The 11,405-nt window shown below is 42.8% G+C and carries 8 protein-coding genes; 3 read left to right on the top strand and 5 right to left on the bottom strand.

Going from position 1 to position 11,405, the window contains the following annotated elements; all coding sequences use genetic code 11:
• Positions 1 to 186: 186 nt before the first annotated feature.
• On the bottom strand, positions 187 to 1,038 hold the full coding sequence (locus Q4561_RS17455) for a hypothetical protein (RefSeq protein WP_303462444.1): 852 nt from the start codon (positions 1,036 to 1,038) through the stop codon (positions 187 to 189).
• Positions 1,039 to 1,350: 312 nt separating this feature from the next.
• On the opposite strand from Q4561_RS17455, the gene Q4561_RS17450 reads away from it, so the two are divergent.
• Both Q4561_RS17450 and Q4561_RS17445 read left to right on the top strand, forming a co-directional pair.
• The gene (locus Q4561_RS17450) at positions 1,351 to 1,962 is read left to right on the top strand and encodes a DUF998 domain-containing protein (RefSeq protein ID WP_303462443.1); all 612 of its coding nucleotides are present in this window, start codon (positions 1,351 to 1,353) and stop codon (positions 1,960 to 1,962) included.
• Between the two features lie 65 nt (positions 1,963 to 2,027).
• Positions 2,028 to 2,447 carry a hypothetical protein gene (locus Q4561_RS17445; RefSeq protein ID WP_303462442.1) on the top strand — a complete coding sequence of 140 codons (420 nt, stop codon included), beginning with the start codon at positions 2,028 to 2,030 and terminating at the stop codon, positions 2,445 to 2,447.
• Positions 2,448 to 2,521: 74 nt separating this feature from the next.
• On the opposite strand, the gene Q4561_RS17440 is transcribed toward Q4561_RS17445, so the two are convergent.
• The 4 genes from Q4561_RS17440 to Q4561_RS17425 all read right to left on the bottom strand — a co-directional run bounded on the left by Q4561_RS17440 (position 2,522) and on the right by Q4561_RS17425 (position 7,747).
• Entirely contained in the window at positions 2,522 to 4,717 is a 2,196-nt protein-coding gene (locus tag Q4561_RS17440) for a polysaccharide lyase 6 family protein (RefSeq protein WP_303462448.1), read from the bottom strand.
• Between the two features lie 364 nt (positions 4,718 to 5,081).
• Positions 5,082 to 5,576, bottom strand: a complete 495-nt coding sequence (locus Q4561_RS17435; protein ID WP_303462439.1) for a gluconokinase — start codon at positions 5,574 to 5,576, stop codon at positions 5,082 to 5,084.
• An 11-nt stretch (positions 5,577 to 5,587) separates the two neighbouring features.
• Positions 5,588 to 6,832 carry an Nramp family divalent metal transporter gene (locus tag Q4561_RS17430; RefSeq protein WP_303462438.1) on the bottom strand — a complete coding sequence of 415 codons (1,245 nt, stop codon included), beginning with the start codon at positions 6,830 to 6,832 and terminating at the stop codon, positions 5,588 to 5,590.
• A 147-nt stretch (positions 6,833 to 6,979) separates the two neighbouring features.
• Positions 6,980 to 7,747: an SDR family NAD(P)-dependent oxidoreductase gene (locus Q4561_RS17425; protein ID WP_303462435.1), complete on the bottom strand. Its 768-nt coding sequence runs from the start codon at positions 7,745 to 7,747 to the stop codon at positions 6,980 to 6,982.
• Positions 7,748 to 8,477: 730 nt separating this feature from the next.
• Between Q4561_RS17425 and Q4561_RS17420 the strand changes: the two genes are divergently transcribed.
• Positions 8,478 to 11,405 (top strand): TonB-dependent receptor, encoded by a 2,928-nt coding sequence (locus Q4561_RS17420; RefSeq protein ID WP_303462433.1) that lies wholly within the window; start codon positions 8,478 to 8,480, stop codon positions 11,403 to 11,405.

Raw genomic sequence — 11,405 nt, 5'->3', positions numbered from 1 at the left:
GAACTTTACGTTTGTAACTGATTGTGACAATGCTAGGAAGGATACGTTTAAATACGCAAATAATGGGGTCAGAGTACATTAGATCGAGAGTACTTTAGGTAGAGAGTACTTTAGATTGAAAATAGGACCGGAGACTTTGACTGACTAATTTGGTTTGGCGTTGAAAAAGTACTCTGACCCCATTATTTAGTCGATGAGGGTATCATCCCTCAAGCTGGCTTGTTGGTGGTGGATGGGTAAGGTTTTGCCATACAGCTGCATAGTGCGTTCTACATTACCGACCATGCTCGGCTCTTCTACATACGAAAATATGGCCACGTATCTGGGCGTATTTCCTCTTAACGGTGTTACTCGGTGCAAAGAGTAGCGCCCTTTAAATAATTGCAGGTCGCCTGGTTCAAGTTTAAGGCTAACTACTCGTTTTGAAGTACCTGATAGCACCTTTGAAACTTCCTCAAAATTCTCACATTCTGGGGTTCTTATCATTGGCGCATACTCGAAATCGCCCCCCTCATCGGCATTTTGAAGCGCTAGAGTCACAGTGAAGTTGTTGGTATCGAAGTGCCATGGAAAACCATTCCCTTCAGTGGCCATATTTACAATGACATCTGCTAATGGGTCGGCGTAGCGAAAAAAACGGTCTTCAGGTATTTGCAAACAATCCCGTATAAAGGCATCGAAACCTTTACAGTCATAAACGGTACGTAAAGGTGCTTGCTCAAGAAAATTGTCTGCACTAATAAAAGCATTTGATCGCTCGTAAAATTTTCGCCTAGGATCATCAGCATTCAGCGATGTGTCTTCTGCTGTAAAATACGGGTTAGTGCGAGAATAGCTATGATGACCATGTGCAGCAACGTTATCCGCTTCGTGAATACATGCCGCAATGCCTTCTGGAGTAAGGAAATTTTTTAACACCGCGCAGCCATGCTGATTTAATTCAGCGCTTATTTGCGCTATTAAATCATCTCTATCTTTACCCGTACTAGCTATGGGATAACGGCATAGATTTATCATTTTTTGAGGGTTATGTGCCATTAATATACTTAGTCTATTTGATGTCTGGTCGACACGTTAGCGCAGGAATACGCCAACTATTCGGTAGATTTTCAATATAAAAAAGTATATGTGAATGGCAGAATGAAGAATAACTAAAGCCGACATGATTAGGTCAAAAGACGTCGTGTTGAAAACCGCGATGATAACAAATATGGCCTGCATCATTTAACCTAGCCGCTATCATGAAAGTCTCTGTTGAAATAGAATTTTAGCCATATAACGAGTGTATGCACTTTACATTACCCAAAATTGTTATATAACAGGGCTCTACGTTTCAAGGAAGATTTAAGCATGCTCAATTTAATGAGTTATACAGGGATAGTTGCATCAATATGGATTGTTGTGGGCATTTACATCGCGTCGTTATATTACCCAAATTACAGTCACGCCAAACAATTCTGTAGTGAGCTTGGTGCTTTTGGCAGCCCAACGCAAAAACTATCTCCCGCTATTAATAACTACCCATTGGGCCTTTTGTTTATTCTATTTGGCTGCTATTTAATAGGCACTTACTCTTCGCAACATCCCGCCTCAATTATCCCAACTACAATAATAGGCGCAATGGTGATTGTTCATGGCCTATGCACATGGGTATGCGGTTACTTTCCAATGGATGCCGACCCTTACACTTCAAGCCCATCAAAAAGTTGTAAAATTCATACGTGGTCAGGGCTAGTTATGTTGCTGTCATTTATTATCGCGCCCGCTATCGTGATATTTTCCAGTATCTACCCAATAGTACTGCGCTTATTTTCGTTTAACTGCATTCTGGGCTGTTTCTTTTTTTCTTATAAACTAACCGGCGCATTAAAAGCTAAAACTAATCCTGGGCTATATCAGCGTTTAAGTTATGGTTTTCAAATACTTTGGCTATTTGTTTATTCGCTCCACGTGGTAGCATAAAAAATTAGATAGTGAGCGGCGTTCACTAAAGAAGCTTAGCGTTAATGCGAAAGGAGTCGGCATCATTGAATTTAGTTATCAAGCACAGTAAAGAAATTATCTTCACCATATTTGTGGGTGTGATTATCGCGATTGTTAGTACATTAATTTTAGACTTTATATATGCGGAAACGGGCCCAGACGAAACCGCTATTGTTTCGCAAACGAATCCCCAGAATAAGTCGGTGCCTCAGCTTTGGTCCCACCATAAATTGCTAGAAGTTAATGCAGACGAATGTGCAAATAAAGCGTTATCGATATTGAAAACACTCGATTTTCAATCGGTGGTGAAAAATGAGCGATATGTATATGGGAACCTAAATGGCAATAGAGCAACCATAAAATGTGCAGAAGTCGCGAACCATTCATTCGTATATACCGCCGTGGCGGGGGCTAATGTAGCGTCGGTTGAAAAATTAAGAAATGAGATTGCGTGGAAACTCTAATGAAAGTAAAACTCGGCACCTGATGCCGAGTTTACTTGCCCGCTAGTTTAGCGGTTAATGTTTAAATAATCTTTCTAATACGTCACATTCTTCACTTCAAAATTATCGCTGTTAGACTGTATCTTAGGCGTATTTTTCATCGTCACGTTTTCAATTACCGTGATAGGTTCGCCATTGGTTAAATAAAGCGACATAGGCGCGCTATCGACCCACTTTGAATCGCTAACATGTAGGTTCTGTACACCATGGAAATACATAGAAGCGCCGGTTCTATGGGTTGAACCTTTACCTACATTATTTAGAGTATTGTCAGTTATAATAACCGCTGGGCCGAAGGTACTTTCATCAAATCCGCCACGGTAAATGGTTACTACTTCTTCTTTAATGTCTTTAAACGTATTTCCCGACAACGTTAAGTTTTCAACACTATAAACACCTAAATCGTCGGTTTCTTTATTTAGCGACAGCACTGCGCCCGTGATGTTTTCCATGTGGGAATTCTTAATGTCGATGTAGTCGGCAAAAGTACCAGGGTGCGCTTTAAAGAAGTAGAAGTAGCCGTTAATGTCTAAATCGGTCACTTTCACGTTTTCAACCGACAACGCATAGTTAATATTCATAGAAGAACGGCTGGTTCTAATAATACTATTGCCTTTGTAATCTGGTGAAGCTGCGCCATCAAACCATAAGTTTTCAACTTCAAGCGCGCCGCCGTTTTCTATTACAATAAAACTTGGTTTTTCTGAGCGGATAACAGGCCTATCGCCCTGCTCGGCCATAATAGTGACTGGGTGATTAACAATCGCAAAACGCGTTAGCAGATAGTCGCCGCCATTTTCAAGCACTAGCATATCACCAGGCTTACTTGCGGCAAGTGCGGTAGCAAGCGTATCCATACCAGGTTCAACCGCAATTTCATTACCGCTTTTAAAGGGTATTTGGCTTTCGTTTTTAGCATAAAAACGGGCACCGGTGTCTTCCTTAGTAACAGGCAGTTTTACTTCGCCAAAATTGATGTCGTCTAGCAATGCTTTTTCAGGCACCCACAAGCCGTTACTGTTTTTGCTTACTTTATAAGGTACTTTTTCAAACCCTGAAGAAAGTGGGTTGCTGGCATCTTCATTTAACACATTGCCTTTAAACGTAATGCCAGAAACATCACTGAATACAGTAATAGGGTTAAGGTTTTGCTTACCCAATATAATGTTGTTTTGCATTTCTGTGGTGGTAGGCGGTGCTGAGCGCTCTTCATCCGCCCCTGCGCCAAGCTGAATATAGTCACTATCAATAACCACGTTATTGTTCATTGCAGATTCAATAACAGGGTCGTAGCGGTTTGGCGGCGAATTAGGTACGCCATTCATAATAACTAGCGCACCGCGGAAACGACGCCCAGTTAAGCCATACATGTAGTTATTGCTCACGGTTTGGTGTTCATTGATAATGCGTATACCACCCGTATTTGGCTTTCTATTACCTAAAAAGTAGTTATTTTCTACCGTGGTGTAGTGGCCATGGCGCATAGTAAGAGTGCCTTGCGCTTCAAAAAATACGTTTCCTTTAAAGGTATTACCGCTCGACTTATTCGAGATAATTTCGTGCTCGCCGTTGGTTCTATCGAAGTAGTTATACTGCACTAGCGTGTTAGCGTACTCTCTTGAAAAGTGGCTAGTACCAATGCGCAGGGTCTCACCGCCATTGGCACCAAGTACTTGTCGTGGACCAAAGTAGTTGTATTCAATAGTATGGTAATTTTTGCGGCTGCCATCAGAGTTCATACGTACCGCAACGGTAACGCCTCGGTTGCGTTTGTTGATGAAAGAGTTGTGATCGATACGATTATGTTTGCCATAAATGGCTAACCATAAATCAGAAAGTTGGCGCTCTGGGTGACTGAAGTTATCAATTACCACGTTCGTTAATCGGGAATAGCTTGCTAATTCATCGGGGGAAGTACGAAAAGCAATTACCTCGCCCGTAGGCGTATGACCATCGGTAAACACTAGCCCTTCTATTACAAGGTATTCACCAGAAACGCTTAAATTCGACAGACCAGTAATTTTTACTTTCCCGGGGTTTTCGGCTTTTAGCGTAATAGGTTTGTCTTCAGTGCCCTTTCCCTTTAACACCAGTTCTACATCGTGCCATTCTCCATTAGCCATCACTATGGTGTCGCCCGCTTTAGCGCTGGCTACAGCATCATTGAATTCGTTAATATTTTTAACCATTTGTGCTGATGCAATAGAATGAATAGAGAATAGAACCAGCATGCCAAAGAGCTTAACTAGGCTAGTCTTTCGTGTTAGTTGCAGCGCTAATTGCGGGATTCTTCGTGCCCAAATTTTTGGTAATGTTTTCGGTAATGATTTAAGTGCCGCTTTTCGTATTTGTAAGGCAAAAACTGGTAATGCTAATACGCCTTTCATAATAAAACTCCATCTTGATGGCGCATTAAAATACGGCGCCATTAAATTGTTTTCTTTTGTTAAACATACTGTTTGCTATGCTTTTCGCTACAGCTTCAAACGTTGTATCTGTTTATCTGTTTGGGAGACTTGGGGCCAACCGTTCTCCGACCTGCTATTCTTGGGCTTATACAGCTACACTTATTCTGTTGGGCTTATACCGCTGAGCTTATTCAGTAGGATTTTGAACATACGCTGTGGCCTTATTGATAATGTTCTCGACGGATGCTGACACGTCTACTTTCAACCCATAGTCGGGCAATTCAAATGTTTGCAGCTGATTTTCTAATAACCTGCCGTCAAAGAAGTGATTCTCCCTCGCGGTAAGTCTTTCGCTAAGTAGCGAAAAACTCCCTGTAAGCACCACCCATTTAATAGTCATAGTGCCATGTGCAGCTAACACCTTTCGATAGCTTTCTTTAAGTGCCGAACAGGCAAGCACAACACCCGCTTGCTGTTCGTAGCTAGCGAGTTCGCTAGCTAAGGTCTGTAACCACGGCCACCGGTCTTCATCGGTTAGCGGGTTCCCGCTTTGCATTTTTGTTTTGTTTACTTCGGGGTGAAAATCGTCTGCGTCGATAAACGGCAAGCCTAGCTGTTCAGCCAGCGTTTGCCCTACTGTCGACTTTCCGGTACCCGATACACCCGCTACTACAATAATCATTGCCGCTACCTTTAAAGTTGTTCAACAATGGCAATTACACCATTGGCAGAAATAACGATAGCAAACAACAATGCTAGCCCTAACATTAGGTTTAAAAATTTACCTGGCGCGTGTTCGTTCATAAGCTCCCGTTTGTTTATCACCACTAAAATGCCAATAATCACCAAAGGCAATACAAACACATTAAACACTTGAGAAAGAATCTGCCCTTTAATGGGATTAAACCCAAACACAGGAATGATCAGCGCCACTAAACACGCTATACCGGTAATGGTTTTAAATTGGGTAGATTTCGTGTCTAGCTTTCCAGAGCGGTAATCGGCGATTAATAAGGGCGCAATAAGTAAGCAAGGAAATACCGACGACAGCCCTGCCGCTAACGTGCCGAAGAAAAACACGGTTAACGCCGTTTTGCCTGCAATGGGTTCAAGCGCATTCACCATGTCGAGTACATGGGTAATCTTTTTACCTTCGTGAAATAACGCGCCGTGAGCAACGGCCATTACTGATGCACTAATCACAAACACTAAAAAGGCAGCAACAAAAGCATCTTTTTTCTGCTGCTTTTGATTTGCCATGCCCCACCCTTTACCTTGAATAAATAACGGGCGGGATAAAAACGTAGCAGCAGCCATAGTCGTACCCACAAAGGCAGCTACCATCATTTTACCACCCGCAACTTCAGGAATTGTTGGTACAAAACCCGCTGCGACTTCTGCTGGCATGGGGTGCACTACGAATAGTGAAAATACAAATGAAATGCCCATACAAGATACAAACATCACCAATATTTTTTCAAACAGCGAATACTTACCAATCAGCATAATCGCGTACATAATACTTATTACGCTCACCGCAATGGCTAGCACTAGTTCGTATTTATATTCCTTCAACGAAGGAGAATAAAGTGCCAGCATTTCAAAAATAATGTTAGATGAAATGCCCAAAATGCCCATTAAGGAGTTCCACTGGCCAAAGGTAACGCCCGCAATAATGAGTATGGCGATAGGTCGCCCGAATTTAAGGTGTTTTTTAAAGCTATAAAGCGCGGTTTCACCGGTGACAATGGCGTAATTACCAAATGCATAGATAAGAGCCCCTGAAAACAAGCAACTTAGAAACAACACCCATAGCAAAGACATGCCATAGGTACTGCCCGCGACTATCATTGAAGTAACGCTACCGGTACCTATGGTGTACCCTATTGCAAAGAAGGCTGGCCCAAAGGCCATTATTTTTTTTATTAACGACGACATCTCGTTACCTCTGTCATTCTGACAATATTAGTTATAGCAAACATGCAGTTTTGGCTTATGTAAAAAGGCCAGACTATTCGCAAGCTTTACAGCAGCATTTTTGAGCCTAGTACTTGGGCTTGCCTAGCCTGGCTCTATACCTGATCATTAGGCCATGTATACGCCGCCGTTAATATCTAACGTCGCACCAGTGATAAACCCGTTATATTCAGAGGCAAAGAAGGCCACGGCGCGGGCCACATCCAATGGGTTACCTGCTCGTTTCAATGGTATTTCGCCAATGGTTTTATTCGCAGATTCATCGGTGGTGTGGGTAGCATGAAACCGTGTGCCTAATATTAAGCCCGGTGTTACCGCATTAACCCGTATACCTTCGCCAGCTAGTTCAGCAGCTAGCGATCGACTAAACGTAAGTACTGCTCCTTTCGAGGTTGAATACGCTAGTGAACCACCATGTCCCCCCTTTCTGCCCGCAAGTGAAGATAGATTCACGATAGACGCACCGTCTTCTGCTTTTTTAAGCATGGGCAATAGCGCTCGAGTAACCATCATCATAGAGGTAACGTTCACAGCCATAACCTTTTCCCAGAAGTCGTTTTCGATATCATCTAACGTGTGTCGCTCAACTAAATCGCCAGTATTGTTTACTAGAACATCAAGGGTCGACGTTAAAGTAGCCACCTCGTTTGCAAAAGCAGTAACAGTGTCTTCTTTGGTTAAATCGGCTTGAAGCGGAATGATTTCACCCACGCCATTAGCCAATACTTCTTGCTGAAGCTCTTCTACGGCATGTTTGGAACTATAGTAATGCACAAAAACAGTCGCTCCTTGCGCCGCCAACTCTGCCGAAATAGCGCCGCCAATACCGCTTGCTCCGCCTGTCACTAACACTCGTTTTCCAGTCAACGTATTCACACCACAACCCTCTTTACAAATGAAAACCTGTTAACAAATTCAATGACAATTTTTTATGCACTATTGCTACACCAATGGTGCGCAAGGTCTTCAACCAACAACAATTTGTGCAACAAAAAGTAATCAATAGTTAATTTTTTAACGATTTAATGACCAATTCATTAATTACCAAACCAAACAAAACCGGTTTAGTTTCATCAACAAGCTAACATAGGAGCAGGTGTTGTCAACGTTAAAATATCAGTGAAATATACAATTAACACTCATTAATTTAACATTCAGCCACTTTCAAATATAAAAAATAAACATTAAATTCATTAACTTATAGGAATAAAGCACTATCATAAATCTTAATTGTAAAAATGAAGATACTTTAAATTCCGAAATACTTACCTAACAAATTGACTTTTGAGTCATCAAAAATATATGGCCGCCCTTTTCATATTCACCCAAAACCCTTGTTTTCAGGGCCTACGAAACCACTCTTTCAGTTCACAACGAATAAATTTCATACTTTTGGATAATTTATTGTTGACGGAAAGCAACACAAATGTAACCTTATTGTTAACATTCCGGTTGAAGAAGCATTTTTAAACTAAAAAACTAAACCGGTTTACTTAAACTAAATTAACTTTGCCTAATTAATGAGACAAGCAGTCACTTCACATAAAATTTCAATAATAATTTGGTGTTTGTGGGGTACTTGCTGAAAAGCTTTGGGAGAAGCAAAATGAACAACAAGTTATCAAAACTTACGGTAGCCATACTGTCTGCGACCACAGTAGGTTTTTCTTTGCCAAGCATGGCGCAGGAAGAACAGGACACACAAACGCCGGATTCATTAGAAGTTATTGAAGTACGTGGAATCGCCAGCAGTATTGCTGAATCTGCGCGCTTAAAGCGTTACGATTCTCGTATAGTAGATGCCATTGTGGCTGAAGACATTGGTAAGCTCCCCGACAACAACATTGCGGAAGCCCTACAGCGTATTACGGGCGTTTCTATTAGCCGTGACTTTGGTGTGGGTGAATCAGTGACTATTCGCGGTATTTCTCAAAACCGCGTTGAATTAAATGGTCGTTCTACGTCGGGCAGTGGTCGTGGTGGTATTAGTCTTGATGACTTCCCTTCTAGCTTCTTAAAAACCGTTGAAGTAGTTAAGTCCCCTACCCCTGAAATGATAGAAGGCGCACTTGGCGGTACTATCAATATGACAACCGTGCGCCCATTAGAGCTTGAAGAGCCTTTGGTAGCTATTACGCTAGATGGTGAATACGCCGATAAAGCGGAAAACTGGGCCCCTATGTTTACCGGCGCCGCTGGAAGAAACTGGGACTTGGGCGACGCTGGAACCTTCGGGGCTTCTGTGGTGATGTCTTATCAAGATCGCACCTTAAGACGAGATGAGTTTTTTAACTTAGTCACCCCAACAGAACTCGATTTAGATGGCGATGGTAAAAGCGATTCTGCTAACACGCCTAGCGGCAACTACCTTGTACGTAGCCAAAATACCGTAGAGCAAAAAACTGAACAGCGTGAACGTACCGCTTACGGTTTATCACTTCAATGGGCACCAAAAGACACTGACGCTTTTATTTACCTAGATGTTAATGCCACCGATCTTGACGGCGGACAAGAAGCTTACTCGGTATTAAATGACAGCAAAGACTATTCTGACTTGGTGTTAGATGATGCTTACGATGATGCACAAGGGCAACTGCAAAGCTTTGGCTCGGGCAGCGCGTTTGTACAACCTAAAACATGGGCCGACTTTACCACCAACGACTCTATCTCGAATGCCTTGGGTGGCGAGTGGTTTATTACGGACAAACTGAAAATTTCAGGCGAAGTCGCTTATACAAAATCTGAAAGCCTTCGCACCAACTCTGAGTTTAACTTACGCCCTATCTCGCGCTCACAGTATGAAGAAGACGGTACCATTACAGAAAATTTGTTCACTATCACCATGACTCAAGATGGCGACCAAGTGCCTGGCATTGCTTTTTCGGATGAAGACGCATTATTAGATCCAAGTAATCTGGCTATCCGACAATTTACCCACCAGCGTTACTATGAAGAAAATGAAGAAACCGCTATTCGATTTGATGTTGAATACCTTGAACCTTTCTCAGGTTTAGACTTTCTCACGAAAATAAAAGCAGGTGTACGTACCACCGACAGAGACTATGAACTAGACCGCTACGACTTACGCAATAATGGTAGTGAGCTTAAAAACCTACAAACCAGTGTGTCGTACGATGGCGTTGTCAGACCAACTTGGGCAGACGAGTTTGACGCTGCATTTGGCGGGTTTAAAGAAATTAACCACAGCAACACCTTCGACCAATCAGGCATTTCTGGTAATAACGCTTTAACCCATTACTATGTTTATGATGGTGCTGAGCTTGCTTACAATATTAATGGTACTTACGACCGCGTGAAACAAATGCTGGATGGTAGTAGCCATGAACTTACGGGTACACTTGATGACAACATGGTTCGAAATACGGGCTCATACGCGCAAATAAGCGAAGAAACCCAAGCGTTATATACCCAATTTCATTTAGATTTCGGCGACCTTACCGCTGTGGTAGGTGCTCGCTATGTTCAAACCGATTTAACATCGAATACGTTTGATCAAACCGGTAGCTACGATTACTCAGACTTTCTTCCAAGTATAAACGCCACCTACTCTCTAACCGACGATACCATTTTACGTTTCGCTGCCGCGAAAGTAATGCGTCGCCCTGAGTTTGGTGAGCTTAGCCCTGCTATTAGTGTCGATAACTCACTCGTTACCGGTACCCAAGGCTCTTATCAACTAGACCCCTACCGTATTACCCAATACGACTTATCTGCTGAGCATTACTTTGGTGAAGGCGGCATGGTCTCTGCTGCAATTTTCTATAAAGATGTAGAATCGTTTACGGTAGCAAGCAGTTCATGTATGGCTGATAGCAACACGGTAACAGGCCAAAACGTGACCGAATACGTGAACGTGTGTTTGCTAGATACCGCAGGGGTAAGCCAAGCTGATGTTAACTACGCGACTAGTAGCCAAGACCTCGCATATGTTGAAGCGCAGCGTGACGCAGGGTTAACCGGTATTGTTATCGATACAGACGTTAACGGCGGCAGCGGTGAAGTGGCAGGAATTGAGCTTGCCTATCAACAACAGTTTAGCTTCCTTCCAGGGATGTGGTCTGGGCTTGGTGTCAGCACCAACTACACCTACGCTGATAGCGAACAACCTGACGGTAACCCATTGCTAGACATTTCAAACCATACCTTCAATGGTCAGGTTTACTGGGAAAATGCAGGTTTTCAAGTGCGTCTTGCTTACAACTGGCGTGATAAGTACCTAGACACACAAGATGAAAAACGTGTCCGTCCAGTGGGTGCGCTCGCAACTGGCGTATATAACCGCACTAACCCTGAAGAAGCTTTCTTCGACCCTACTTTAGGTAACAATTATCGTGAAGCACGGGGTCAATTCGACTTTTCAGCCAGCTACGATGTTAACGAGCATATAACGGTTGTAGCTAACGCGGTTAACTTAACCGGTGAGCCGATTGTGCAAGTTACCGAACTAGACAGCATTTGGCAGTACAGCGAGTCGGATAGACGCTTTACCTTCGGCGTAAGAGCTCGCTGGTAA

It is taken from the genome of Alteromonas sp. 1_MG-2023 (assembly GCF_030547075.1).
Taxonomy (GTDB): Bacteria; Pseudomonadota; Gammaproteobacteria; order Enterobacterales; family Alteromonadaceae; genus Alteromonas.
This window is presented reverse-complemented; position numbering and strand designations above follow the sequence as displayed.

Bases quoted from the DNA above. Each gene is read 5' to 3' on its own strand.
- Q4561_RS17435 (WP_303462439.1), bottom strand. From the start codon at position 5,576: ATGATTATTGTAGTAGCGGGTGTATCGGGTACCGGAAAGTCGACAGTA.
- Q4561_RS17430 (WP_303462438.1), bottom strand. From the start codon at position 6,832: ATGTCGTCGTTAATAAAAAAAATAATGGCCTTTGGGCCAGCCTTCTTT.
- Q4561_RS17420 (WP_303462433.1), top strand. From the start codon at position 8,478: ATGAACAACAAGTTATCAAAACTTACGGTAGCCATACTGTCTGCGACC.
- Q4561_RS17450 (WP_303462443.1), top strand. From the start codon at position 1,351: ATGCTCAATTTAATGAGTTATACAGGGATAGTTGCATCAATATGGATT.
- Q4561_RS17455 (WP_303462444.1), bottom strand. From the start codon at position 1,038: ATGGCACATAACCCTCAAAAAATGATAAATCTATGCCGTTATCCCATA.
- Q4561_RS17440 (WP_303462448.1), bottom strand. From the start codon at position 4,717: ATGCTGGTTCTATTCTCTATTCATTCTATTGCATCAGCACAAATGGTT.